Here is a 25,222-nt window from a genome sequence, read left to right as displayed (position 1 = left end):
GATAAAACTGACTGGCATCGTTTTTTCCAAAGTTTGCGTCACACGTTAGTGAAAATTCCACTGACAGGATCAACATTGCCTGCATAAGGCACGCTGGTTCCTGCGGCCTTGGCAACGGTTGCCCAGATCCGCTGCATGTCGACGAAGTTCTTGCCGATAACCGGGTTCCCCGTGTGATGCGACTTATCGGCTTGCGTCGTGATATTCAGGTACCGTCCTGCGCCCTCCCCGCTTTTCAACAATCCGCACGCGCCGCCCATCATGACCAGCGGCATATCAATCGAGTGCTCGGGGGCTCCATCAGCCATTTCGCTGGTGACAATGACCAGGACAGATTCGAGCAAGTTGTGACCGGGCATGTCCGGGTCTGCATGCCTGGACAGTTCATCCATCAATTCCCTGACCTGCCGGACATACCATTGCCGTGTTCCTCTCCAGACTGCTTCCCCGGCGTAACGGTGAGCGCAATCATGGGGATTTTTGTCGCGACTGACATCAATGATATTGAGTGACTCCGCCGAGCGTCCGATCTGAACGGTCGCAACGCGGGTAATCCCGCAACTCAAGGCGGTGGCCACCACTTTATGGTGGTCGGCCTGTATGCGTGTGCGGTGCTCCGCCGACTGGTAATCCAGGGGCTCGAGCATCACAGGCTCGCATCCCCCCACGGGCGGCCGCGCTTCCTCAAGGTCCTTGATGACCTGCTCTACTGAATCCAGATGGGTATCAAGCTTTTGCCTCTGGCCGGGGGAGAGCCGGTTTTTGATGTCCTGGATATCCGCCAGGGATGCCTCTAACAGTTTTCCAGCTCCAGGCTCCAGTGCGCGCCGAGCTTGAGCAGGCGTCTTGAACAGCGATTCAGCCATCAGCATGGGGTCGCGGTAGGGCGTGCGAATCGCTTTGCCCTGAAACGACACGAACCAGGGCGTACCGTCGATCCCTGCGTGGGGCCCGGCAAACAAGCTGCGATGCGAGGGTTCATTACCCGGCAGTGCATTTCCCAAGAGGACGTCGATTGATGACTGACTCTGTGCGCTATCACGCAATATATAGTTCCAGTTGTTATGGCCCGAGTTACCTGGCCCCGAGATAATCCCGCGCAGGTACAACGATTGGTTGCGATAAGCCTCCAGCTCTTTACTGACTTCATTCAATGTAAAAGCCGTGGTATCCATCCCCTGTGCAGTGGGATGCCACAAACCGCGCCCATCGCCAAACGGTCCACCCTGATAGGAGTCCACTGCCGTTCCGTCGGGTATTACTACAATCACGACCTTCAACAAGGGTTGCTCGGATTGCCCCGCCAATGCCATGCGCGTCAAACCGAATTGGGTCAATGGACCATAGACACCTGCCGCAACCAATCCCGCGAGAAAACGCCGGCGACTTTTCAAGATGTCCATGATCAGTTCCTCTCGGTTTTGTAGATGAACGCGTTGGAAGTCCCCAGGGTTCGCAACATCTCTTCCAGGGAGCCGGATTTTTTCAAGCCATCGGCAATTGCCTTTACGACTCCCGACGTCGATGCGTCCGATTTGCTGCCGAACACAAACCGGAAATAACTGTCGGCCATACAGAACTGGGAGGCGGGATGGCGGGGTACGATTTTGGCGATACCGCGAACGTCATTGATCGTCTCTGAGCCGGTCGAAGTTAAAAAGGGACCGGATGCCTTGATCGGCAACATCTGAGGATATTGGTCAAAGTTGTAGGCTTTTTCCTGGGTACGATAACGGCCAGCTGCATCGTAATGCTCCATCGCGGCGCCGGTGTCATTCATGAATTGGTGACATTGCCAGCAGCGCCCTCCTGACGCTTGCTCACCGTTGACCAGATCCCAGCGTTCACGGGTGGTGATGGGCTGAGCAGGAAAAACCGGACCTGTAGGGTCTGGCTCAACCGGTGCACCGAACTCACGACAGAACATCTGCTCGCGAATCATGATTCCACGCTTGACCAGTGAGGTGGTCTCGAAATCCGACGTGGCTGCCTGAGTCAGCCCCAGGTGCAACAACCCGCCCCGTTTGTCGTCCACCGCGACTTTTTGCATCGTGCTGCCCGCGACACCGCTGATGCCATAATGCGCAGCCAGGTCCTGATTCAGATAGGTGTAACCGGGGTTGAACAACTTATCCAGGGTGCCTGAATCGAGCAGCATGCTTTTGCTCAGCAGGTATTGCTCCTGTGCCATGAGCGCAATCATTGGCTTGGTCAGCCCCGGCTTTTCCTGAACGCCGCGTGCGGTTTTGATGTAGTAGCTGACGAAGCGGTTGAACTGCTCGATGCCGCGGTCCGTTTGCATCATCCGCTGAATTTCGGCGGAGATCTGTTGTGAAGTCTGCAGTTCGTTGCGCTGCGCCTTGGCCAACAGTTCGACATCCGGTGTCGTGCCCAGGAACCCGTAAGAAAGTGCTGTTACCAGCTCGAACGGCGTGAGCTTATACACCTTGCTTGCCGTGGCTGACTCCACCCCCAACTCCGAGCGATAGAGAAAATGCGGCGACATCAATAGAGCCGCAATCACAGCCGGGGCCCCTTGCTCGTCGTGTATTTTCTGATAACGCAAACGCTCGGCATCAGTCACGGGACGACGGAACATCTGATAGCCCAGGGAAGTGACCAGGTCGGTGCCTGTGCGAGAGGTTGCCAGCGCACTCAAGCGCGCAGGTGCCACCTTCTCTGCCACCGACAACGCCATGTCGTAATACAGCTTGACGTCCTCGGCCTGCAGAATGCCCTTGCTCGCTTCCCCTGGGTATTTGAAATCTTTTTCCGACTTGTCGGCCGGTAGTTTCTCGGGATTGACCTCGACCCCCAGGATGTCCCGGATGCTGGCGGCATACTCACTGGGCGTGAGCAATCGCAACTGCCGCGCACCATAGGTCTCGTTTTGGTCCAGGTAGGGTTTCCAGATGACGTCGAACAAATGGTGGCTGATTTCGGTCGCACAGGTGGTGTCGCAGTGCCCCGAAACCGGCATGCTCTTGATCTGATTGACCAACACTTCACGATCCGCCGCGCTCCAGATCAAGGCCTTGGCCGCACTGTCGAAATATTCGACCGAATGGCACTTGGTACAGGCCCCCGCCAGGACCGATTCGCCCAGGTTCTCGACATGTCGATAGGCGATGAGGGGTAGCTGCCGGTCCTCACTGGACTCATCAATCACCACCGACTCCAGTTCCGGCTCCGGTTTTTCCTTGGAGTAAAACGGGTAGATCACCTTGTACTTGCCATAATCGAGAATCTGCGTCGTGCTTGCCCCCCACGGAATCTGTATGAGCAGCGGCTCAGCATGACTCTGATCCTCGTTAACCAGACTGATGTGCCATTGGTCATCGGTGACAGAAGCAGGCTTGCTCGGCGCGTTGATCGTGATCTCGACCGCTAGCTTGATCGGCCGTTCGCGGTATCGCAGGTTGATGGCCTGACTCTTGTTGGTTGGCGATAGCGTGAACGAGGTGTTGCGCACCAGAGGAATCCATTTTTTCACATCATTGAGGCGCAACTGATACTCACCATACGCCAGCCCTTTGAGAATCAGTGCGGACTCATTGTTTAACGGATCCCATGACAGTTGCACCAGTCGGCTATTGCCGTCGGGGGCAATCAGGTAGCCACTGATCATTTCGTCTTCCAGGCCGGGGGGTGACAGCATTGGACGCAGGGCCAGTTCTGTCTCCGGCAGCCCGGTTGCGTCATAGCGCACGCGATAGATGACCCCGGCGACGTCGTCGCTGATCAGCAGGCTGCCATCCGCCAGTTCAAGAAACTCGACGGGACGACCAATGCAAGAGTTGTCCAGGCAATAGACATCAAATCGATCCGGGTCCTGCACAAATCCATTGATCAGCGGGATCTGGTTGACCACGCGCGTACCGCCCTGGATGGTCAGCATTTGTATGTCCATGCCCGGGCGGGCGGTGGAACCGGCACCATGCACGGCCACCAGCAAACGTTGGGTACCCGCCGCAGCCGGGTAACCTGACCAGAACTTGACGCCGAGCGGTGCAGTGTTGGTACCCGACTCAAAAGCGGCCGGCACATAGTCAGCGGGGTTGATCTGCTCGAGCGATTTGTCGGACACAATGGCACCGGGCACCAGCGGCGGCTGGATCACGCCCGGGTTCTGGTACTCCTCTTGAGTGAAACCGGGCGTGTCCCTGCCAAACCGATAAGGCACACCGAAATGCAACCCGGGGCCCCGGATGACGTTGACCTCGTCAGGGTTGGGGAAGCCTTGGCGATTGTTGTCGCTGAACCAGATTTTGCCGTCCTTGGGATTCCAGTCGAAGCCCACAGAGTTACGCACCCCCATGGCCAGAATCTCCGACTCCCCCGTTTCCAGGGAGTACCGCAAAATCGTCCCATAGCGCTTGTCAGCGAGAATCATGCATAGGTTGCACGGAGTGCCGACCGCCGTATAAAGCCACTTGTCCGACGGATCGACTGGGTTGAAGCGCAAGGGGTGTTTCATGTGCCAGATGCGAGTCTTCGAGCCGGACGACAGCGGGGGCAAGGGAAACAGCTTGCCGTCTGCCGGAAAATTGAAAACCAACTCGGGTTTCGGGTCTTTGTAATGATCGTCCGCGTTACGCAAGCGATACAGTCCACCTGTGGTCGAGTAATACAGATCACCGTCGCGGTATGCCACGCCGTGAGGCTCTTCCAGGCCCGTGGCAATGACATGAATGCCCGTCGGTTTACCCGCCCCGTCCAGCGGCAACGCGTAGATCATGTCGCCGATTTTTCCGTCATAGACGTACGACGGGATGGCACTGGAGCCGACATACAGGACGTTCTTGCCCATGGCCATCTGCCTGGGCTGGATAAGGCCCTGGGCAAACAACTCGATTTTTATCCCCGGCAAGCCATTGAGCTTGCTCACCTCAACCGGAGGCCGATACTTCACCGCCACGGTTTGCTCCGCCCCTTGCGCCTGCGTGAATGAAACAATGCGCGGGGTGTTCAGCGGGATGTATCCATCAGCGCTGTTCATTACAAGCTGGTAGTCGCAAGCTTTTAGATTATCGAGGTGAATCGTTTCGTTGGCCTTTGCGCTGATCGCAATCTCTTCGGCCTTGCAACGCAACGTCCCGGTGACCGTCTGATCTGCGCGAGCAACACCTGGCACCGCCGGTTTCAGAGGGGCTTTGCCGCTGAGGGTGGAGAAGCTCAGCGTCAGGCGATTGCCCTCGAAGCCACCACAGTCGCCAAGTTCTTTCCATGCGTCTTTCCACGGACCGCCGACAACCAATGGCTCATAGACCGGCAGCTTGCACCACTGCCAACTGCCGACGCCAAGCGGGGCCTCGTCATCTTTCCAGCATTCCAACAGCTGGCCAGCGTGCTGAACCTGCTGCCCCTGTTCGTAGAGCGCGCCCTTTTCATAAGCAGGCGCTGTACAGGACTGAACTGATGGAGCTGACTCCGACGATCGGGTGAACACCACTAAAGCGACGACAGCGGCGAGCGCCGCAAACCCCACGAACCACAGCAAACGAAGCACACCGACAGACTTATTCATGAAGCGAGCCTCACTCGTCAGCCAAGTGTTCAACCCCTCGGACAAAACTGTTGATTCAGTGTCCTGCGGCGAACCACCTGAACCGAAGTGGCAGGCCAAAAAAGAACCAAAGCCAACCCCGGTGTTTCTATTGGAATGTCTTCCAACGCGGTTCCACTGCATGACCAATACATGGCACGAACGCCATAGAGACAGGAACAGACAGACACTCATCCTTGCAACACTGCCCGCTCTCAACGTCGCTGTTGCAAACGTTGGGGTCAGGTACTCGAAGCACCTGTATAAGATTCCCAAACCCCAGGGGTGTCTACTGTCAAAGTTGACAGGTTTTACCCTTGGGTGCGGCACAGCGCCTTACGGCGAGCATAAAAAAATCCGATGCCTGTGCAGGCATCGGATTTTTTGTAGCCCAAGGTCAGGCAGCGAAGCCTGGCTGAATACTCAGTCAGGTACGCCGTCAACCACACCAGCGGTGTTGTCGATCAGGCTCTTGGTAGCCGTTTGCAGGAACGCTTCGAGCTTGAGCTTCATCTCGGCGGTGCGCGGAGCATCCGGAATCACTTCCGCCCGAGGCGTAGCGCCCAGTTCGTACTGGTACATCTTCGGCGCCATGTCCTTGTCCTTCGGCAATACCAGGATCTGGTCCGCGGTGATGATCGCGGTGGTCTGCTCGCTGCCCGACGGTTTGATCACACCGAAACCGGTGTCGCCTTCTGGCAGGTTGAGCAAGTCACGACCCCAGCACTGATGACGCACTTCACCACCGATGCGGCCCATGATGGTCGGCACGATGTCGACTTGAGTGCCCACGGTGTGGTCGAGCGTGCCAAATTTCTCCTGGATGCCCGGTGCGATCATCAACATCGGTACATTGAAACGGCCCAGGTCCATTTCGGTGATCTGACGTTCGTTACCGAAGCCGTGGTCGCCAACGATGACGAACAGGGTCTCCTTGAAGTAAGGCTCATTACGCGCCTTCTCGAAGAACTGACCCAGCGCCCAATCCGAATAGCGCATGGCGGTCAAATGCTCGTTCAGGCTGCCACGATCGGTGACGCGTTCGACCGGCAATGGGGTCGGCAACGCATAGGGCGTGTGGTTGGACAAGGTTTGCAGCAAGGCATAGAAAGGTTTCTTGTCCTTGCCGTCGCGAGCCTTGAGTTCCACCAGGCCACGGTCGAACATATCCTGGTCGGACACACCCCAGGTCGGGTCGGAGAACACCGGGTTAACGAAGTCGTTGCGACCGATGAAATTGGTCATGCCCTGGTTACTGAAGAAACCCGACTGGTTGTCCCAGGCGAAATCGCCGTTGTAGACATACACATCGTCGTAGTGACGGGCGCTGAGCAACTGCGGAAGGCCAGACAGTTTGTGGCTGCCTTCCGGGGTCTGCATCAGGTATTCGAAACCCGGCAGGTTCGGGAAGCAAGCCATGGTGGCGAACATGCCCTGGTGGGTGTGGGTACCGTTGGAGAAGAAACGGTCGAACAGCAGGCCTTCCTTCGACAGCTTGTCGAGGTACGGCGTGATGTTGCCCGGTGCGCCCAGTGCGCCTACCGAGTGACCGGCCATGCTTTCCATCAGGATCACGACGACGTTCTTGATCGGCAGGGTCTTGTCGACGGGTGGCGTGTAGTCGCGACGCACTGCTGCGGTCTCGCCATCCACCAATTTGTCGTCCTTCATGACCAACAGGTCGCGTACAGTCTGCTGAGCCATCGGTTGTGGCAACGTGGCTTTCCAGATGTTGTCGCGATCTTCAGACATTCGGCTCTTCGCGGCAGCGACCAGGGACAGGGTACCGTTGAGGCCCAGCTGGTTGGCGAAGTTGGAATCGGTGGTGTAGACATCACCCCAACGCATTGGCGGGCCTTGACGCAAGGTACCGCGGGCCGCGACCACGCAGATCAACAGGCACACCACGAACACCATCGCACGCGCGTACCAGGGGGCAACCTGCCGAGTACCGATGCTACCACCGCTGAAAGGTCCACGAGGACGCGTGGCACGGTCGGCACCCTTGAAGGCGAGGCTCAGGATCCAGGTGCCCAAGGCCCAGGCCAGCAGGTAGCGGACCACCGGAAAACCGTACCAGAGCATGCTCATCACGGTTTTCGGGTCTTCCTTCACATACTGGAAGACCAGCCCGTTGAGGCGCTGGTGGAATTCACGGTAGAAGTCCATCTCCATCAGGCCCAGGAACAGCGCGATGCTGGCGGTCACCGTCAGCCAGAGACGGAAGATCCCCCGCGCCGCCATGGCCCGGGCACTGAACAGCGCCAGCACCAGCGGAACGCTGAGGTAGACCACCAGGCGCAGGTCGAAACGCAAGCCATTGGCGAATGCTTCGAAAAAGGTCGCGGCCGGTGTGTCGAGGATCATTTCGCGGTTGTAGACGAGCAGCGCGAGGCGCAGCACGGAAAACATCACCATCATGACCAGGGCGCACAACAGTGTGTAGGCCAGATGCGATTTGACGGTCGGTTGCAGCAAGCGACTCGATGCTCGCTTCTGACTCAGGGCGTCCGGAATAGCCATGTCGTTTTTAGGACCCATTGGAAGTTGAAGTTTCAAAAATACAGCTGCGCCCTGCCCTCTGTTGGCCAGTACTCGGCCCCGGGGTTCGCGCGGTGCGCAAATGTTGCACGATCAATCGCAGCATTGCCATTGATTACTGTTCGTCGATGGCCGCGCGGGGGGAATTGTCTTGGAGGCTTTGTGAAAATTCTGTGCAGCGAATATTAGGTAACACAATAAAGGCTTCTGTAGGAGCGAGCACGCTCGCGATGGACGTCAACGATTACGCGGGTTGTCTGCATGCCCGGATTGTCCTGGCGTTTTTCGCGAGCATGCTCGCTCCTACAAGGAACAGGTGGCACCTGCTTTTATTTCTCGGCCAGAGCCTTCAGGTTCTTCAAGGTATTGAACGGCGCATCCACTACAAACTTGTTGGCCACCATCGATGGCACGCTACCACCTGGCTCGGTATGCACCTGATAGGTCACTTCAACCTGATCGCCCTTGGGCACGAACTTCCAGAAACCATCGACCTTGGCGACCCGGACAAAGCCCTTTTCTTCAGGAAGGTATTTGGGCACGCCCTCGAGCTTGCGCGTCAGGCTGCCATCGGCGCCTGCGATCGTGGTGATATGCAGCACCGAATCTCGCGGTGTGACCGGCCATGGCGTATTGAACTGGGTGTAGGTCCAGTTCTGATCGCCTTCCTGCTTGAGCAACTTCTGGGTCTTGCACTCGTGAATCCAGGTGCAGGCACCGACCACGTCTTCCTGCAGGGCACGCAGCTTGGCCACGGTGGTCTTCATCAGGGTGACGCCCTGATAGGCCTTGTAGTCGGAGCCGGCCACTTCACTCAGGGAGATCTTGATGCCGTCTTCGTTCCTGGCGACTTTCCAGTCTTCGGCCTGGGCAACTGAAGTGGCCAGAACAGCCGTCAAACCACACAACACAGCGATACGATGCAGCGAACCCATAATCTTATTCCTTATTGTTGAAGTTCCGTTCTGTAAACACATCACGCGGCGGTCATCTGCTCCCACCAGCCAATCAACCGGATAGCTTCTTCGCTGCTGTTGCCACACACCTCAACGTCAGCCTCGAACGCCGAACACACTGCCGGGCGCTCGGGCTTACCGAAAATCTTGCACAGGTTTTCGGCAGACAGTTGCAGGCAACGTTCCCCGGCGGCTTTGCCATGGGGCATACCGGGAATCGGTGAACTGATGGAAGGGGCAATGCAGCAGGCGCCACAGCCCTCACGGCATTTCATGACGAAAAGCTCCTCGCGACGAGCAATGTATTAAAGGACGGGCACAGAGTAACCGCTAAAACAGTTGTTTTAAATTACCCTTACCTGGGTATTTACCTGCAAACGGGCGTGACCGGCCAGTCTCCGACCAACTGTCTGCTGGCAGGTCAGCCAAAGGCGGGATTTACCGCTTGAACTCGAATTCCAGGGCGGCGCCTTCGACTTCATGGCGCTCTTCGTTACGCATTTGCAACTGCATTTCGTTGTTGATCAGCCTGCCATTGAGCTGGAACTGGCTGCTTTTGTCGCCGAACATTTGCGGCAGCACTGGTTCACGCTTGGGCAATGGAACGGTACCGACCGGTTTCAGCTCCTCGACCATGTCCTTGGGCAGGCTCAAATCGAGGTTGGCTGAAGGTACCGGGGTTTTCACCACCGCACTGGCCGGTTTTGACTTGGCGGCATTCAGTGGGCGCTTTTTTACCGCGGTTGGCTTTTTGACCGGTGCGGTTTTTTTCGAGGTTGCCTTGGCATCGTTGGCGGCGGGCTTTGCCTGCACGGACTCAGCCTTGACGGACGCCGGCTGAACACTCACTAACAGGCAGATCAACAGCCAGACGGCAGGAAAAATCGGCTTCATGTACCCAACGATGCAAACGGCGAAAACGACAGAGGTGCCTATGCTCCCCTGTTGCGCGCTCCGTGACAAGCACGGACGGAGACCGCCTGGTCAAAAGCCCCCGGCCATCTCCTGGCAGAGCTGGGTGGCAAGCATGCCCAGGGTCATCAACGCACGTTCGGCTTCGCGGTTCCACGGGATGCCGCAGTTGAGCCGAATGCAGTGATTGAACTGCTCGGTGTTACTGAAAATCAGCCCCGGCGCGATACTGATGCCCTGCTGCAACGCTCGCACATGCAGCTCCTGGGTATTGACCCGCCCTGGCAGGCTCACCCACAAAATGAAACCGCCGGTTGGCCGGGTCATCTGCGTGCCTTCGGGGAAATACTGCTGCACCGCCAGTTGGAAAGCGCTGAGGTTCTTGCGGTACTCCTGGCGGATGTAACGCAAATGGCGGTCGTAACCACCATTTTCCAGATAGGCGGCAATGCCCATCTGCGTGACGCTGCAGGCCGAATGGGTACTGAAGGTCTGCAAGCGCTGGATCTCCTGCTGGTACTTGCCGGCAATCATCCAGCCGATCCGCACCCCTGGCGACAGGGTCTTGGAGAAGCTCGAGCAATAAATCACCCGATCCAGCCGATCATAGGCCTTGAGCGATTTGGTGCGACCTTGCTCAAACATCAGCTCACCGTAGATATCGTCTTCGACTATCTGGATGTCAAAGTCCGATGCCAGGCGCAACAGCTGCTTCTGCCGCTCTTCAGGCATGGTGCCGCCCAACGGATTGCTCAAGCGCGTGGTCAGCACCAGCGCCTTGATCGACCATTGGTTGGCCGCCAATTGCAGCGCTTCAAGGCTCATGCCAGTGGACGGGTCGCTGGGGATTTCGATGACCTTGAGGCCCAGGAGATCGGCCAATTGCAACAAACCGTAGTAAGTCGGCGATTCGGCCGCGATCAGGTCACCGGGCCGGGTCAGCACCCGCAGGGACATCTGCAAGGCGTCGACGCAGCCGTGGGTGATCACCACCTCAGAAGGATCGACCACCACGCCGGCATCGCGCATGCGGATCGCCACCTGTCGACGCAAGGGCTCGAAACCGGGGCTGAACATGTAGCTGAAAGCCCGCGGGCTATGGAACCGGGTGACCTTGGCCAATTGCTGATGCAGGGCACGCACCGGCAAATAGTCGACGCTGGGCACCGCGGCACCCAGCGGGAAAACGCCTTCGCGGCGGGACTCGACCAACACTTGTTGAATGATGCTGCTGCGGGTCACCAGGCCTGGACGTTCGACACGGGCGATGTCCGGGGTCGGCGCAGTCAGCGCCGGGGTCTGGTGCACGTAATAACCGGACTGCGGCCGCGCGCGAATCAGCCCCTGGTCTTCAAGGTTGGCATACGCCTGCAACACCGTGGCATGGCTGACATTGAGCTGCGAACTCATCTTGCGCACCGAAGGCACGCGCTCTCCCGGTTGATAGACACCTCGGCGGATGTCTTCAGCCAGTTGCTGAGCAATACGTTGATAGAGCAAGAGGTTGGTCATGACGCAGCACTCGATTTCACGGGCATTTTATTCTTGTGTAAAACAATACCGGAACAGTTTAGAAGTGTACTGGGACAGTTGCCACAATAGTCGACAGTACAGTGCAGTGTCAGCAAAAACTGTACTGTTTTGTGCGCTAATCGGCAGGCGAAAAAAAACCCGGCGCTGTCTGCCAGGCCGGGCTTTGTAGGAACCGGCTTGCTGGCGATGGCAAAACCGCGGTGTTTCAGATGAATCGCAGTGATGGCATCGCCAGCAAGCCGGCTCCTACGGAGTGCGTGATTTCATTAGCGGGCAGCGCCGAGCTGGCCTTTTTCGTCGGAAAACACAATTTCCACCCGACGGTTCTGTGCCCGCCCCCGTTCGGAGGCGTTCGCGTCAACCGGATACTCGTCGCCATACCCTTCAACCAGGATGCGCTTGTCGTCGATGCCCAGGTCCATCAGCACATCCGCGACCGATTGGGCCCGGTCGCGGGACAGCTTGAGGTTTTCCTGCTTGCCGCCGGTACTGTCGGCGTAACCCTCGATGCGCACCACGCGCTTGGGGTTGAGTTGCAGGAACTGCACGATCTTCAGCACCACGCGGTTGGCCGAGTTTTTCAGCTCTGCTTCGCCGGTGTCGAACAGCACATCACCCAGGGTCATCACCAGGCCACGGTCGGTCTGGGTGGTGGCCAGGGCCAGGATCTGCTCTTCCAGCCATTTGCCCTGCTGCTGCACGCTGAGCAACTTGGATTCGCGCAAGGCCAGTTGCAGGCGCTGACGTTCCAGCTCGAGCTTGGCGGCGCGCTCTTCATTGAGCACCTGATTGGTGTGCTCCCGGGCGATCTCGCTGTAGCGCTGGCTCAGGTAAGCGTAATGCACCACATCCGAGCCGCTGCCCCAATAGGTGGACAAACGGTCGGCGCGGGCCAGGGACTCACCGGCGCGAATCACGTCCTTGGGGGCGATGCGCAGCACGTTGGAGTCTTCCTTGACCTTCTGGAAGTCGGCGCCTGCCTGTTGCAGCGCCGCTTCGCCTTGCTGGCCGGCGCAGCCGACAAGGCTGACGGTTCCTGCCAGGATCAAAGCGCCGAAAATGTTGGACTTGAGGCTCATTGGGCTGCTCCCAACTGCTTTTGCAGGCGGGCGATGCGGGTATTGAGCACGTTCAGCTGTTCTTCACTCTTGAGGGTCAGGACCCGGGCTTCGGCCAGGCGCGCGTCCAGCTCGGCCTGCTCGGCGCGCATCCGCGCATTCCTGAAAGACTGGTCAGCCATGCTGCCCTTGGCCCGGTTGTATTTGTCTTCGGCCAGTTTCATCTCCGGCACTTCATCGGCAGTGGCACCCACGGCACGGGCTTGCTCGACGGCCTGTGCGGTCAGGCGCATTTGTTCATTCGGCGCCGGATCGGCTGCACAACCCGCCAGAGCCAGAACGGCCAGGGCAGCGAAAAGAGGTCGAATACTCACTAAAAATCCCTACTGTTTTGGGGTACTGACAGGTTGCTTCTGCTGCGCATTCCAAAGCTCGATATTGCGTTGCAGCACGGCTTCCGTCAGTCCGGACGCGGGCAATTCTGTCATCTTTTTGGCCAACTGTCCGCGCAACCACGGATCGTTGCAGGCGGAGTTGTGGGAAAGCGCCAGAAACAGCCCGGGTTTGTCGACCGGCTGCACACGGGCGACCAGGTCATTGGCCATGCCCAGTGTCTGCGCCATGGCCATGCCGGAGTAGCGCCCTGCCAAGACAAACTCTACCTCCCCCAGGAGCAATTTCTGCAAGGCCTGGGTCAGGTTTGGCGTACGGGTGAGGGTCAATTGCTGCTCGGCGAAAGTGGCGAATTGCGAGGTCAATCGAGACTTTTCCGACAACGCCCCAGGATGACCGTGCAAGTCCTGGACGTCGTTGTAGACCAGCGACGAATCCTTGCGGGTCCACACCAGATAATCGTTTTCCAGCAGCGGCGGATGGATGTAGTCCAGGGATTCCAGCTCGCCAACTGTCAACGGCGCGTCCGCCAGCATGTCCATGCGCCCGCTGCGCACTTCGTCCAGTGCCTGGGAACGTTTGCCGGCGTAGAGCACCTGGACCTTGATGCCCAACTGCCCCGCTACCTGCTGCAACAAATCGGCACTGGCGCCAATCAAGTGCTTGGGATCCTGCGGGTCTTGCCACAGGTACGGTGGCGCATCCGGGCTGCCGGTGACCACCAGGCGTTCGCATTTGCCAGCGGCAATGGACAGTGCTGGCAATAGCGCCAGACCTAGAAAACTCCACGCGAGACGCAGATCCATAGCAGCACACTCCCGTTGAGACCGTTTATATCCCTGTAGGAGCGAGCCTGCTCCTACAGGTACAGAGGCAAAAAAAAGCCCGACCAAAGGGTCGGGCTCTTTATAAGTGAAGCAGCCGGATTAGACCAGCTTCTCCAACTCAGGGATGGCTTCGAACAGGTCCGCCACCAGGCCGTAATCGGCCACCTGGAAGATCGGCGCTTCTTCGTCCTTGTTGATCGCAACGATCACCTTGGAGTCTTTCATGCCGGCCAGGTGCTGGATCGCGCCGGAAATACCGACGGCGATGTACAGCTGTGGAGCAACGATCTTGCCGGTCTGACCGACCTGCATGTCGTTGGGTACGAAACCTGCGTCGACCGCAGCACGCGAAGCACCCACGGCTGCGCCCAGCTTGTCGGCCAGGGCGTACAGGTGCTTGAAGTTGTCGCCGTTCTGCATGCCGCGACCGCCGGAAACGACGATCTTGGCAGCGGTCAATTCCGGACGATCGGACTTGGCCAGCTCTTCGCCAACGAAGCTGGAGATGCCAGCGTCGTGGGCAGCGCCAACGGCCTCAACAGCTGCGGAACCGCCTTCAGCTGCAACCGGGTCGAAACCGGTGGCACGCACGGTGATCACTTTCACTGCAGCGTTCGATTGAACGGTAGCGATAGCGTTACCGGCGTAGATCGGACGCTTGAAGGTGTCAGCGCTTTCGACCGAGATGATCTCGGAGATCTGGTCAACGTCCAGTGCAGCGGCAACGCGCGGCAGGATGTTTTTGCCGTTGGAAGTAGCGGCAGCCAGGATGTGGCTGTAGCCCTTGCCCAACTCTGCAACCAGAGGCGCAACGTTTTCCGGCAACTGATGCGCGTAAGCGGCGTTGTCGGCCAGCAGCACTTTAGCCACGCCAGCGATTTTCGCAGCGGCTTCAGCCACGGTGCCAGCGCCCTGGCCGGCAACCAGCACGTGGATGTCACCGCCAATCTTGGCAGCGGCAGCAACGGTGTTCAGTGTGGCCGGGGCCACTACTTTGTTGTCGTGTTCAGCAATAACCAAGATAGTCATTTAGATTACCTTCGCTTCGTTTTTCAGTTTCTCGACCAGTTCAGCCACCGACTTGACCTTGATACCCGCGCTGCGTGCAGCAGGCGCTTCGACTTTCACGGTCTTGTTGGTGGAGGCGGTGGAAACGCCCAAAGCGTCCGGAGTCAGCGTCTCGAGAGGCTTCTTCTTGGCTTTCATGATGTTTGGCAGGGACGCGTAGCGCGGCTCGTTCAAACGCAGGTCGGTGGTGACGATGGCCGGCAGCTTCAGGGAAACTGTCTGCGCGCCGCCGTCGATTTCACGAGTAACAGCTACGCTATCGCCGCTGATTTCGACTTTGGAGGCGAACGTGCCCTGACCGTAACCGCTCAGTGCCGCCAGCATCTGGCCAGTCTGGTTGTTGTCGCTGTCGATGGCTTGTTTGCCAAGGATCACCAGCTGAGGCTGTTCCTTGTCGACAACAGCTTTCAACAGTTTGGCAACGGCCAGGGAAGTCAGGTCTTCGGCGGACTCGACGAGGATGGCGCGGTCGGCACCCAGAGCCAGCGCGGTGCGCAGTTGCTCTTGAGCGGTGGACGGGCCTACGGAGACGACGACGATTTCAGTCGCAACACCCTTCTCTTTCAGGCGTACGGCTTCTTCCACGGCGATCTCGCAGAACGGGTTCATCGACATCTTGACGTTGGCAAGGTCGACGCCGGAATTGTCCGCCTTGACGCGAACTTTCACGTTGTAATCCACAACGCGTTTGACAGCTACAAGAACCTTCATGGATTCCTCGTTACTCTCCGGTGAAAAGAAAGTCGCCTAGGCGAACCTGGCGGATAATGCTCATCGGGCGCAAGGGCACCTCCAAAAACGCCGGCAAAAGTGTCAAGTGACCATCGTTCATGATGCTGATGACCGTTTGTCAGCAGCGACTGACGAGTCATTCAATATCGTGACGTGTAGACTGCGCATCAAACCCGCGCGGCGCATCACCTTCTACTGCCATCGCCCTGTCTTTAGAGGTGCTCTTGAAACCAACAGTCAGCCTACGGCGAGCGCAAAACCGCCCGTATCTTGACCGGAACACCTATTCCGGTCAATACGCCAAAATGGCCGTTCATAAGGCGGGTGACTTTGATTTCTCTGGCTTTGAGCCATTTCAAACAAACGTTTGTATTGGACGCTGAGAGTGGTGTAGATATAATGCGCCACCAAAGAGAAAGGTGGTTAATCGATTGTCCTCTCCCGGCGTTGCGCAGGGATTCATGGATGCGACACCCAACCTCCATATTAGAAAAAAAACTGTTGAGCCTTGAGTAGGAGATAACCTGTGGAACGCGAATACATGGAATTCGACGTGGTCATCGTCGGTGCCGGCCCCGCTGGTCTTTCCGCTGCCTGCCGATTGAAGCAGAAGGCCGCCGAAGCCGGTAAGGAAATCAGCGTCTGCGTGGTCGAAAAAGGCTCCGAAGTCGGTGCTCACATCTTGTCCGGTGCGGTATTCGAACCCCGCGCCCTGAACGAACTGTTCCCGAACTGGAAAGAACTCGGCGCGCCGCTGAACACGCCGGTCACCCGCGATGACATCTTCGTGCTGAAAAACGCCGAAAGCGCGCAAAAAATTCCAGACTTCTTTGTGCCCAAGACCATGCACAACGAAGGCAACTACATCATTTCCCTGGGCAACCTGTGCCGCTGGCTGGCCCAGCAGGCCGAGAACCTGGGCGTGGAGATCTACCCAGGCTTCGCCGCCCAGGAAGCGCTGTTCGACGAGAATGGCGTGGTCCGCGGGATTATCACCGGCGATCTGGGCGTTGACCGCGAAGGCAACCCAAAAGAAGGCCTGTACACCCCAGGCATGGAACTGCGCGGCAAGTACACGCTGTTCGCCGAAGGTTGCCGCGGCCACATCGGCAAGCAACTGATCAAGCGCTTCAACCTCGCCAGCGATGCCGACGCCCAGCACTACGGCATCGGCCTGAAGGAAATCTGGGAAGTCGACCCGGCCAAGCACCAGCCAGGCCTGGTGGTGCACACCGCCGGTTGGCCGATGGACATCATGGGCACCGAGAACACCGGTGGCTCGTTCCTCTACCACCTGGAAAACAATCAGGTGGTCGTGGGCCTGATCGTCGACCTGTCGTACAGCAACACCTACCTGTCGCCGTTCGACGAGTTCCAGCGCCTCAAGCATCACCCGGTGCTCAAGCAGTACCTGGAAGGCGGCAAGCGCGTCAGCTACGGCGCCCGCGCCATCTGCAAGGGTGGCCTGAACTCGCTGCCGAAGATGGTCTTCAAGGGCGGCGCGCTGATCGGCTGCGACCTCGGCACCCTGAACTTCGCCAAGATCAAGGGCAGCCACACCGCGATGAAGTCCGGCATGCTGGCGGCTGACGCCGTGGCCGATCGCCTGTTCGCCGAGTCCGAAGGTGGCGATGAACTGACCAATTACGTCGAAAGCTTCAAGAACAGCTGGCTGTACGAAGAACTGTTCGCGAGCCGCAACTTCGGCCCGGCGATCCACAAGTTCGGCGCCATCGTCGGCGGTGGTTTCAACTGGCTGGACCAGAACATCTTCGGCGGCAAACTGCCGTTCACCCTGCACGACACCAAGCCGGATTACGCGTGCCTCAAACTGGCGGCCGACTGCAAGAAGATCGACTACCCGAAACCGGACGGCAAGATCAGCTTCGACAAACTGAGCTCGGTGTTCATTTCCGGGACCAACCATGAAGAAGAGCAACCTTGCCACCTGAAACTGGCCGACGCGAGCATCCCGATCAGCAAGAACTTGCCGCTTTACGACGAACCGGCCCAGCGTTACTGCCCGGCCGGCGTGTATGAAGTGGTGACCAAGGAAGACGGTGAGAAGCGCTTCCAGATCAACGCCCAGAACTGCGTTCACTGCAAGACCTGCGACATCAAGGACCCTGCACAGAACATCACCTGGGTGACACCGGAAGGTGCCGGCGGCCCGACTTACCCGAACATGTAAGCCGAACCACTGAACATCAAGGCTCCCGAATGGGGGCCTTTTTGTTGCCTGCAATTTAGGCAACACCATTAAACCAATGTGGGAGCGAGCCTGCTCGCGAAAGCAGTGTGTCAGTCGATACCCACATCGAATGATAAATCGCTTTCGCGAGCAGGCTCGCTCCCACAAGGATTACCGCATACCGTCAGATTTTGGCGCCCAGCTCCGCCGAAAGTCGGGCCGTAACCCCTTTGATCAAAGGAATGAGCTCGGCCATTTTTTCCAGCGGCATGTACGGCACGGTACTGGCGATGCTGATGCCGGCGACAATGCGTTTGCTGGCATCGCGGATCGGTGCCGCCACGCAGCGGATCGACGGTTCGTTGTCTTCCAGGTCGAAGGCATAACCGCCGGCCACGTACTCGATCATGCGCTGCTGGAACTGTTCCCACGACTGTTCGGGGTGCTGCGGCCAGAACTGGTTTTTCCCACCCACCGGCAGGCTGATTTCGTACAAGCGCTGCCACTCTTGCGGCGAGTCATCGAGCATCAATGCCTTGCCGATTCCCGTACGCGCCAAGGGCATGCGATGGCCGACCCGCGAGCGCATCTCCGGACCGTTGCGCCCCGGGTTCTTGTGCAGGTACAGCACCTCATCGCCTTCGCGGATAGCCAGGTGAATGGTATCGCCGGTCAACGCCGACAGCTCATCCAGATATGACCCGGCCAGGGCCACCAGCGGCAACTCCTCACGCGCCTGAAAACCCAGTTCGATCAACTTGGGCCCCAACAGGTAACCGACCTGCGGCACCACCCGCAGATATCGCTCGTCCACCAGGCAACTGGCCAGGCGATGGGTGGTGCTGCGCGTGGTGCCGATCAACCGGGCGATTTCCTTGAGATCGCGGGCGCCACTGGCCACGGCCTGAACCACACCCAACCCGCGAAGCAGGGTCTGGGTGCCAGTCGGTGCGGCGTCCTTGGCGATTTTTGGGGCGTCTTCCTGCATATCCAGCCTTTACCGTTGAGCGAGTGAACGGGCGGCATTATGGTCGCCCGCGGGTCCCGACTACAACTTGATACGCTCGACCTTGCCCACCAGCAAGATGTAGGAAAGTGCACCGATCAACGCCAGGACCGAGATATAGGTAATGGCCGGGGCAAAGGAATCACCGCTGGCAAGGAAGCCGATGACGATCGGCGTGGCGATGGCCGACAGGTTGCCGATGAAGTTGAATACCCCACCGGTCAGCCCAAGCAGTCGCGCCGGAGCCAGGGTCGACACCAGCGACCAGGTGATCGAAGCCAGGCCGTTGCCGAAAAACGCCAGCGCGAGGAAGGCAATTACCAGCGGCGTCGACTCAACGAAGTTGGCGCCAATGATCGAAGTGGAAATCAGCAGGCCACTGATGATCGGCAACTTGCGGGCGAAGCCCACGGAGTAACCACGACGAATCAGAAAGTCCGAGAAGAAACCGGAGCACAGCACGCCGACGAACGCCGCGAGAAACGGCAGCGATGCCAGCAGTCCGGACTTGATGAAATCCATGCCGCGGTATTTCACCAGGTAGGTCGGGAACCACGTCAGGAAAAACCACAGGGTCGAGTTGAGGCAGAATTGGCCGAGGTAAATGCCCCAAAGTTTGCGCTTGGTGAGGACAATTCCCAGGTCGGTCCAGCTGAATTTGGCTTTGACCCTGGCTTGTTCGGCCTGGATGTCCACCAGCCCGCCGCCTTCGCGGATCAAGTCGATTTCGGCGTCGTTGGCGCCTTTGAAATCCCGGGGCTCGCGATACACCGCGTACCAGATCACCGCCCAGAGAATGCCCACTGCGCCGGTGGCCACGAACACCATGTGCCAGCCGAATTCATGCTGCAGCCAGGCCAATACCGGCGTCAGGAAAGCCAGGCCGACGAACTGTCCAGACGTGTAGAAACCGATGGCCGTGGCACGCTCACGCTCCGGGAACCAGGTGGTAACCACGCGACTGTTGATCGGATAGGCCGGCGCTTCCAGGGCACCGACCGCCATGCGCAATACGAACAGGGCGATGAAGCTGCCCGCGAAACCGAGCATGACCGTGGCAATCGACCATAACAGGAGTGCAGCGGTATACAGAATGCGCGGCGGCACCCGGTCCACCAGCCAGCCACCGGGAATCTGCATGGCGGCGTAGGTCCAGCCGAAGGCCGAGAAGATCAGGCCGACGTGTATTGGATCGATGCCCAGGTCGCTGGTCAGCGCTGGCGCAGCGATCGACAGGTTGCTGCGGTCCAGGTAGTTGATCACCACGGTGATGAACAACAGGACCATGATGAAAAAACGCTTGCGGCTGGGCGCCGCCAACGACGCCTGCCCGGTGAGGGTTTGCGGTTGCATGGGGAGTGCCTCTTTTTATGTTTATTGAGGTCGTGATCGTTCCCACGCTCTGCGTGGGAATGCAGCCAGGGACGCTCTGCGTCCCAAAAGCGGACGCAGAGCGTCCAGTGAGGTATTCCCACGCAGAGTGTGGGAACAATCACCGCGCAGGCATTACCACTCGGCAAAACTGCCGTCGGCATGGCGCCAGATCGGGTTGCGCCAGCGGTGGCCGACGGCGGCGCGTTCGATCACATATTCTTCGTTGATCTCGATGCCCAGGCCCGGGCCGTTCGGGATTTTCACGAAGCCTTGGTCGTAGTCGAACACCCGTGGATCCTTCACATAGTCGAGCAGGTCGTTGCTCTCGTTGTAATGGATGCCCAGGCTCTGCTCCTGGATGAACGCGTTGTAGCAGACAGCGTCCAGTTGCAGGCACGCCGCCAGGGCAATCGGACCCAGCGGGCAATGCAGCGCCAACGCCACGTCGTAGGCTTCGGCCATATTGGCGATCTTGCGGGTTTCGGTGATGCCGCCCGCATGTGAAGCATCCGGCTGGATGATGTCGACGTAGCCCTCGCTGAGCACGCGCTTGAAATCCCAGCGCGAGAACAGCCGCTCACCCAGGGCAATCGGCGTGCTGGTCAGCGGTGCCAGCTCCTTAAGCGCTTCGTAGTTTTCGCTGAGCACCGGTTCTTCGATGAACATCAGCTTGTACGGATCGAGTTCCTTCATCAGCACCTTGGCCATGGGCTTGTGCACCCGGCCATGGAAGTCGACGCCAATGCCGACGTTCGGCCCGACCGCATCACGCACGGCAGCGACGTTGGCCAGGGCCAGGTCGACTTTGTCGAAGGTATCGAGGAACTGCAGCTCTTCGGTGCCATTCATTTTCACTGCGGTGAAACCCCGACTGACCGCTTCTTTCGCCGCTCGCGCAGTGTCTGCCGGGCGGTCGCCGCCGATCCACGAATACACGCGGATCTTGTCCCGCACCTGTCCACCCAGCAGGTCACTGACCGACACACCCAGCGCCTTGCCCTTGATGTCCCACAACGCCTGGTCGATGCCGGCCAGGGCACTCATGTGGATGGCGCCGCCACGGTAAAAGCCACCGCGGTACAGCACGGTCCAGATGTCTTCGATATTGCGTGGGTCTTTGCCGATCAGGTAGTCGGACAATTCTTCAACGGCAGCCGCGACAGTGTGAGCGCGGCCTTCGACTACGGGCTCGCCCCAGCCGGTCACGCCTTCGTCGGTCTCGACCTTGAGGAAGCACCAGCGTGGCGGAACGATGAAGGTGGTCAGTTTGGTGATTTTCATCTGTCGGTCTCTCTTGTTAGATCCAGCGCTCGCAGCGCCAAAAAAGTCTTAGCGAAGGGCTTTCCAGGCAGCCACGTAGGCCTTGGCATTGGCCGCCACTTGCTCAGGGGTCATGCCCGGCTTGAACAACCCGGACCCGAGGCCGAAGCCTTTGACGCCCGCGTCGATAAACACCTGCATGTTGTCCGGGGTAATGCCACCGACGGGCGCCAGGATCGTTCCCGCCGGCAGCACCGCGAGCCAGGCCTTGACGACCGCCGGGCCCATTTGCTCGGCCGGGAACATCTTCAGCACATCAGCGCCCTCGGCCAGTGCCGCGAAGGCCTCGGTCGGGGTGGCGACACCGGGCGACAGATAAAGGCCAGCCGCTTTCGCCGCGCGCAAAACCTTCGGATCGCTGTGGGGCATGACGATCACCTGGCCGCCGGCCGCTTTCACTTGCTCGACCTGTTGCGGCGTCAGCACCGTGCCCGCGCCAATCAGGCAATCGGCGGGCAACGTACTGCGCAGGATGCGAATGCTTTCATACGGCTCCGGGGAGTTGAGCGGCACTTCGATGACGCGAAATCCGGCTTCATACAGGACTTCGCCGATAGCAGCGGCTTCTTGCGGGCGCAGGCCACGCAGGATCGCGATCAGCCCGTTTTGCGCCAGTGCGTGTTTGAGCATGTCAGGACTCCAGTCAGGGTTAACGATGTGGCGTGGGCGAGATCAGGCCGGCAGCCAGTGCCAGCTGCCACAACCCGCGTTCGGTGGCCTGTTCGGCCAACGTCACCCGCGCAAAACCGCAGGCATCGAGCGCGCGGCTGTAGCGGCTGCACAGTTGGGAATTGCCAATCAGGATGATCGAAGGCAGGTGCACGCTGTTGCGTCGACGCCGTTGCACGCAGGCCAGGGCCGACAGTTCATGGCCGATCAACAGGCCGGACAAGTAATCCGCTTGCGCCGTGGCGCTGAGCTCGCCGGTCAGGCCGAGGCTGCGGGCGCTGAACAAGGTCGACAAGGGGCCTATTTCGCCGTCTGTCGACAACGCCACCTGTACGCCGCGATCGAACGCATCGCCATCGAATGACGCGCCGCGCTGCTGGGTACGCCCCAGAATGCTGTGTTCGCTGAGCACGGCGAAGACTTCACCGGTCATGAAGGTATCGAAATGCACGATGCAGCCGTCGACCACTTCCACCCATTTCGAATGGCTGCCCGGCAGGCCGATCAGTAGATCGGCGCCCGCCTCGCCTGCGATGTTCTGCAGTACGCCGAGCACTTGGGTTTCTTCGCCGCGCATCACGTTCGGCAAGTGCGAACGCTGGATCACCCCCGGCACGATGTGTACATCGACACCGCGAAGACTGCGAACGGTTTGCAGGGAAGTGCCGAGATTGGCGACGTTCGCCGGCGTGTCGCGATAAGCCGCCTCGCGCCAGCCCTGGGCGCTGCCCACCATGCCGCAGGCGATCACTGGCAAGTCGGGCTGTTCGTCGAGCCAATCGCCACAGGCCTGGTCAAAAGCCAGTTCAAAACCATCGACGCACTCTCGGCCGTTGATCATTCGCGCAGCCTTGGGCAACTGCATGATCCCCGACGACAGCGAGCGCTGTTCGAGCACCTGGCCGCCCGCGGCAAGTTTGTAGGCACGTAATGAGGTTGTCCCCCAATCGAGCGCGATTAATTGCGCCTGCATCGCTTCACCTGTTCTGTTTTTGGCAGTGAGTGAGGCGGACTATAAACCTTGGTGCCGCAAGATCTCAATATATAAATATCAATCCCATATATTGAGACAAGACAAAAAAAGATCGCAGCCTTCGGCAGCTACAGAATCGGGTTTACACGCGATTCATGGCGCCGCCGAAGGCTGCGATCTTTTAAACGGTATCAATTACCCTCGGCAAAATCCCGCAAGACGGCCCCGTCCATGCGGTAGCGCACCCACTCTTCCTGCGGCTGCGCGCCCAGGGATTTGTAGAAGTCGATAGCCGGGGTGTTCCACTCCAGCACGCTCCATTCGAAGCGCCCACAGTCGTTGGCACAGGCGATTTTCGCCAGGTGACGCAACAAGGTTTTACCCGCACCGCCACCGCGCTGTTCAGGTGTGATGTACAAATCTTCGAGGTACAGGCAGTTGCTGCCCAGCCACGTGGAGTAGCTGAAAAAAAACACCGCAAAACCGATGGGCACACCCTCGCGCAGGCAGATCAGGCCATGGGCCGTCGCCCCTTCACTGAACAGGCTGCGTTCGATGTCGGCGACACTGGCGATGACTTCATGGCGAGCACGTTCGTAGTCGGCCAGTTCAGTGATGAACGCGAGGATTTGCGGCGCGTCACTGGGGGTTGCCGGGCGGATTTCGATCGTCATGGACGTGCCTTGTCAGAAGTTGAAAACGCCATACTAAGGCGCCGCGAGAATTGTGGCGAGGGAGCAGGCTCCCTCGACCCCCATGCACCTTACTCCGGTCCACGCTAACCCTGGCATCGCGAACCTGAGACCTAACATGAACGCCTTGCATGATAGATAGATGACCTGCGTATTTATCGGGTCAAGGAACCGCGACATGTCCACTGCCACACCCCCAGTCTCCAGCAAATTGTTCGGCCTCTTTTGCCTGGCCAGTTACCTGCTCTCGCTGTCCTACGGTTCGACCTTTTTGCTGTCGCTGCTGATCGGCTCGCGCGGCGGCAACGAACACGACGCCGGCAGTGTAATTTCGGCGGCGATGCTGAGCACCTTTGCTGCGGTGATTGCGTCCGGTCACTTGTCCGACCTGCTCGGTGCCGCACGTTCGGTCGCGCTGTTCGGCCTATTGCTGGTGGTGGCCAGCCTGGGCTTCGCCTTGACGCCGGGCTTGGGCCATCTCCTGCTGTTTTTCGGGCTATTGCTGGGGTTGGGTTGGGGGGTGTTCTACACCCTCGGGCCGATCATTGTCGCGAGCCTGGTCACTCCCGTGCAACGGGCCAAATACTTCGCACTGCTGTCGGGCAGCATGATGACCGGGATCGGCAGCGGGCCCTTGCTGGGTCGCGTCGCAAGCGCCCTCGGCTTCCCGGTGACAGCCGCGTTTTATCTCGCTGCACTGGCCAGCCTGATCGGGGTTTTGCTGCTCTGGCAGCTCGATCGGCATCTGAAAAATGCATCGCTGGAATCGACGGCGGTTTCGCGGATTTCCTGGCGTGCAACGGCCCAGGTGCTGTCCTCCAGAGCGGTGTTTCCAATCATCATGGTCGGCCTCGGCGGTTGCGTTTTCGGTGGCTTGTCGAATTTCCAGACCAGCTACGCAGCGGCGCGCTCGCTCGACTATTCGCTGTTCTTCCTGGGCTTCATGGGCGCGGCGATCAGCAGCCGCATGCTGATCGCAGGTTTCGTGGTCAAGCGTGATCCGTTGCGCGCTTCCTGCCTGCTGTCAGGCCTGATGCTGGGCTCGATCCTGCTGTTCGGCTTCGTGGTCGATGATGGCTTGAGCTACGTGGTCGCGGCGGCCATGCTCGGGGTCGGCTACGGGCTGACTTACTCGGTGATCAATGGCCTCGCCGCCAATGAAGCGCCGACCGGGACCACTGCGCAATCCTTGCTTTTGTTCAGCCTGTCGTACTTCATCGGCGTGTTCGGCTTTCCGTTGCTCGCCGGGAAAATCATCGTCGAACAAGGCATGGCCAACCTGCTACTTACCGTCATCGCGATCGCCCTGCTCAATTGGCTGATCACCCTGGGCCGATTGATCTGGCGTCACGTCTGCTCAACCCAGGCGATGCAACGAGTCTAGACCGTTCGTCGCTGATCAGGCACCAATTCAAAACGGGGGCGGACCAAC

20 protein-coding genes are annotated in these 25,222 nt (G+C 59.0%); 2 read left to right on the top strand and 18 right to left on the bottom strand.

Annotation, left to right across the window (positions count from 1 at the left end; translation table 11 throughout):
* Positions 1–38: 38 nt before the first annotated feature.
* The 12 genes from AC3WWR_RS15915 to AC3WWR_RS15860 form a co-directional block, all read right to left on the bottom strand.
* Positions 39–1,403: a DUF1552 domain-containing protein gene (locus AC3WWR_RS15915; RefSeq protein WP_083349633.1), complete on the bottom strand. Its 1,365-nt coding sequence runs from the start codon at positions 1,401–1,403 to the stop codon at positions 39–41.
* A gap of 2 nt (positions 1,404–1,405) precedes the next feature.
* Entirely contained in the window at positions 1,406–5,875 is a 4,470-nt protein-coding gene (locus AC3WWR_RS15910) for a DUF1592 domain-containing protein (RefSeq protein WP_492598867.1), read from the bottom strand.
* 93 nt (positions 5,876–5,968) lie between these two features.
* On the bottom strand, positions 5,969–8,068 hold the full coding sequence (locus tag AC3WWR_RS15905; RefSeq protein ID WP_020799975.1) for an LTA synthase family protein: 2,100 nt from the start codon (positions 8,066–8,068) through the stop codon (positions 5,969–5,971).
* Between the two features lie 347 nt (positions 8,069–8,415).
* Positions 8,416–9,021 carry an START domain-containing protein gene (locus tag AC3WWR_RS15900; RefSeq protein WP_151143118.1) on the bottom strand — a complete coding sequence of 202 codons (606 nt, stop codon included), beginning with the start codon at positions 9,019–9,021 and terminating at the stop codon, positions 8,416–8,418.
* A 41-nt stretch (positions 9,022–9,062) separates the two neighbouring features.
* The gene (locus tag AC3WWR_RS15895; RefSeq protein ID WP_020799973.1) at positions 9,063–9,317 is read right to left on the bottom strand and encodes a YkgJ family cysteine cluster protein; all 255 of its coding nucleotides are present in this window, start codon (positions 9,315–9,317) and stop codon (positions 9,063–9,065) included.
* Between the two features lie 163 nt (positions 9,318–9,480).
* Positions 9,481–9,936 carry a translation initiation factor 2 gene (locus AC3WWR_RS15890; RefSeq protein WP_151143120.1) on the bottom strand — a complete coding sequence of 152 codons (456 nt, stop codon included), beginning with the start codon at positions 9,934–9,936 and terminating at the stop codon, positions 9,481–9,483.
* Positions 9,937–10,026: 90 nt separating this feature from the next.
* Positions 10,027–11,466: an aminotransferase-like domain-containing protein gene (locus tag AC3WWR_RS15885; RefSeq protein ID WP_020799971.1), complete on the bottom strand. Its 1,440-nt coding sequence runs from the start codon at positions 11,464–11,466 to the stop codon at positions 10,027–10,029.
* A 287-nt stretch (positions 11,467–11,753) separates the two neighbouring features.
* Positions 11,754–12,566: an OmpA family protein gene (locus AC3WWR_RS15880; RefSeq protein ID WP_020799970.1), complete on the bottom strand. Its 813-nt coding sequence runs from the start codon at positions 12,564–12,566 to the stop codon at positions 11,754–11,756.
* Positions 12,563–12,919: a DUF4398 domain-containing protein gene (locus tag AC3WWR_RS15875; RefSeq protein WP_008060823.1), complete on the bottom strand. Its 357-nt coding sequence runs from the start codon at positions 12,917–12,919 to the stop codon at positions 12,563–12,565. Before AC3WWR_RS15875 ends, AC3WWR_RS15880 begins: the two co-directional genes overlap by 4 nt.
* A gap of 9 nt (positions 12,920–12,928) precedes the next feature.
* The gene (locus AC3WWR_RS15870; RefSeq protein WP_020799968.1) at positions 12,929–13,744 is read right to left on the bottom strand and encodes a substrate-binding periplasmic protein; all 816 of its coding nucleotides are present in this window, start codon (positions 13,742–13,744) and stop codon (positions 12,929–12,931) included.
* A gap of 120 nt (positions 13,745–13,864) precedes the next feature.
* On the bottom strand, positions 13,865–14,794 hold the full coding sequence (locus AC3WWR_RS15865) for an electron transfer flavoprotein subunit alpha/FixB family protein (protein ID WP_492598866.1): 930 nt from the start codon (positions 14,792–14,794) through the stop codon (positions 13,865–13,867).
* Positions 14,795–15,544 (bottom strand): electron transfer flavoprotein subunit beta/FixA family protein, encoded by a 750-nt coding sequence (locus tag AC3WWR_RS15860; RefSeq protein ID WP_008017740.1) that lies wholly within the window; start codon positions 15,542–15,544, stop codon positions 14,795–14,797.
* Positions 15,545–16,091: 547 nt separating this feature from the next.
* Between AC3WWR_RS15860 and AC3WWR_RS15855 the strand changes: the two genes are divergently transcribed.
* Positions 16,092–17,756, top strand: a complete 1,665-nt coding sequence (locus tag AC3WWR_RS15855) for an electron transfer flavoprotein-ubiquinone oxidoreductase (protein WP_020799964.1) — start codon at positions 16,092–16,094, stop codon at positions 17,754–17,756.
* 184 nt (positions 17,757–17,940) lie between these two features.
* On the opposite strand, the gene AC3WWR_RS15850 is transcribed toward AC3WWR_RS15855, so the two are convergent.
* From AC3WWR_RS15850 to AC3WWR_RS15825, 6 genes are all read right to left on the bottom strand, one after another.
* On the bottom strand, positions 17,941–18,744 hold the full coding sequence (locus AC3WWR_RS15850; RefSeq protein WP_020799963.1) for an IclR family transcriptional regulator: 804 nt from the start codon (positions 18,742–18,744) through the stop codon (positions 17,941–17,943).
* Between the two features lie 60 nt (positions 18,745–18,804).
* On the bottom strand, positions 18,805–20,115 hold the full coding sequence (locus tag AC3WWR_RS15845; RefSeq protein WP_020799962.1) for an MFS transporter: 1,311 nt from the start codon (positions 20,113–20,115) through the stop codon (positions 18,805–18,807).
* A gap of 153 nt (positions 20,116–20,268) precedes the next feature.
* Entirely contained in the window at positions 20,269–21,417 is a 1,149-nt protein-coding gene (gene dgoD / locus AC3WWR_RS15840; RefSeq protein ID WP_020799961.1) for a galactonate dehydratase, read from the bottom strand.
* A gap of 48 nt (positions 21,418–21,465) precedes the next feature.
* A complete protein-coding gene (locus AC3WWR_RS15835) occupies positions 21,466–22,086 on the bottom strand; it encodes a 2-dehydro-3-deoxy-6-phosphogalactonate aldolase (RefSeq protein ID WP_020799960.1) in 621 nt (206 codons plus the stop codon).
* A 19-nt stretch (positions 22,087–22,105) separates the two neighbouring features.
* Complete coding sequence (locus AC3WWR_RS15830) at positions 22,106–23,098, bottom strand: 2-dehydro-3-deoxygalactonokinase (protein WP_168758790.1); 993 nt, start codon at positions 23,096–23,098, stop codon at positions 22,106–22,108.
* 191 nt (positions 23,099–23,289) lie between these two features.
* The gene (locus AC3WWR_RS15825) at positions 23,290–23,772 is read right to left on the bottom strand and encodes a GNAT family N-acetyltransferase (RefSeq protein ID WP_008065853.1); all 483 of its coding nucleotides are present in this window, start codon (positions 23,770–23,772) and stop codon (positions 23,290–23,292) included.
* Positions 23,773–23,968: 196 nt separating this feature from the next.
* On the opposite strand from AC3WWR_RS15825, the gene AC3WWR_RS15820 reads away from it, so the two are divergent.
* Positions 23,969–25,174: an MFS transporter gene (locus tag AC3WWR_RS15820; RefSeq protein ID WP_492598865.1), complete on the top strand. Its 1,206-nt coding sequence runs from the start codon at positions 23,969–23,971 to the stop codon at positions 25,172–25,174.
* Positions 25,175–25,222: the final 48 nt, after the last annotated feature.

The organism is Pseudomonas sp. EB271-G4-1 (assembly GCF_058791355.1).
The sequence above is the reverse complement of the archived record's forward strand: the minus strand, read 5'-3'. Positions and strand labels throughout refer to the sequence as shown.

Excerpts from the sequence above, each read along its gene's own strand:
- dgoD (WP_020799961.1), bottom strand. The coding sequence starts at position 21,417 with ATGAAAATCACCAAACTGACCACCTTCATCGTTCCGCCACGCTGGTGC.
- AC3WWR_RS15870 (WP_020799968.1), bottom strand. The coding sequence starts at position 13,744 with ATGGATCTGCGTCTCGCGTGGAGTTTTCTAGGTCTGGCGCTATTGCCA.
- AC3WWR_RS15905 (WP_020799975.1), bottom strand. The coding sequence starts at position 8,068 with ATGGCTATTCCGGACGCCCTGAGTCAGAAGCGAGCATCGAGTCGCTTG.
- AC3WWR_RS15915 (WP_083349633.1), bottom strand. The coding sequence starts at position 1,403 with ATGGACATCTTGAAAAGTCGCCGGCGTTTTCTCGCGGGATTGGTTGCG.
- AC3WWR_RS15900 (WP_151143118.1), bottom strand. The coding sequence starts at position 9,021 with ATGGGTTCGCTGCATCGTATCGCTGTGTTGTGTGGTTTGACGGCTGTT.
- AC3WWR_RS15860 (WP_008017740.1), bottom strand. The coding sequence starts at position 15,544 with ATGAAGGTTCTTGTAGCTGTCAAACGCGTTGTGGATTACAACGTGAAA.
- AC3WWR_RS15880 (WP_020799970.1), bottom strand. The coding sequence starts at position 12,566 with ATGAGCCTCAAGTCCAACATTTTCGGCGCTTTGATCCTGGCAGGAACC.
- AC3WWR_RS15835 (WP_020799960.1), bottom strand. The coding sequence starts at position 22,086 with ATGCTCAAACACGCACTGGCGCAAAACGGGCTGATCGCGATCCTGCGT.
- AC3WWR_RS15885 (WP_020799971.1), bottom strand. The coding sequence starts at position 11,466 with ATGACCAACCTCTTGCTCTATCAACGTATTGCTCAGCAACTGGCTGAA.
- AC3WWR_RS15865 (WP_492598866.1), bottom strand. The coding sequence starts at position 14,794 with ATGACTATCTTGGTTATTGCTGAACACGACAACAAAGTAGTGGCCCCG.
- AC3WWR_RS15895 (WP_020799973.1), bottom strand. The coding sequence starts at position 9,317 with ATGAAATGCCGTGAGGGCTGTGGCGCCTGCTGCATTGCCCCTTCCATC.
- AC3WWR_RS15890 (WP_151143120.1), bottom strand. The coding sequence starts at position 9,936 with ATGAAGCCGATTTTTCCTGCCGTCTGGCTGTTGATCTGCCTGTTAGTG.
- AC3WWR_RS15820 (WP_492598865.1), top strand. The coding sequence starts at position 23,969 with ATGTCCACTGCCACACCCCCAGTCTCCAGCAAATTGTTCGGCCTCTTT.
- AC3WWR_RS15825 (WP_008065853.1), bottom strand. The coding sequence starts at position 23,772 with ATGACGATCGAAATCCGCCCGGCAACCCCCAGTGACGCGCCGCAAATC.
- AC3WWR_RS15850 (WP_020799963.1), bottom strand. The coding sequence starts at position 18,744 with ATGCAGGAAGACGCCCCAAAAATCGCCAAGGACGCCGCACCGACTGGC.
- AC3WWR_RS15830 (WP_168758790.1), bottom strand. The coding sequence starts at position 23,098 with ATGCAGGCGCAATTAATCGCGCTCGATTGGGGGACAACCTCATTACGT.
- AC3WWR_RS15845 (WP_020799962.1), bottom strand. The coding sequence starts at position 20,115 with ATGCAACCGCAAACCCTCACCGGGCAGGCGTCGTTGGCGGCGCCCAGC.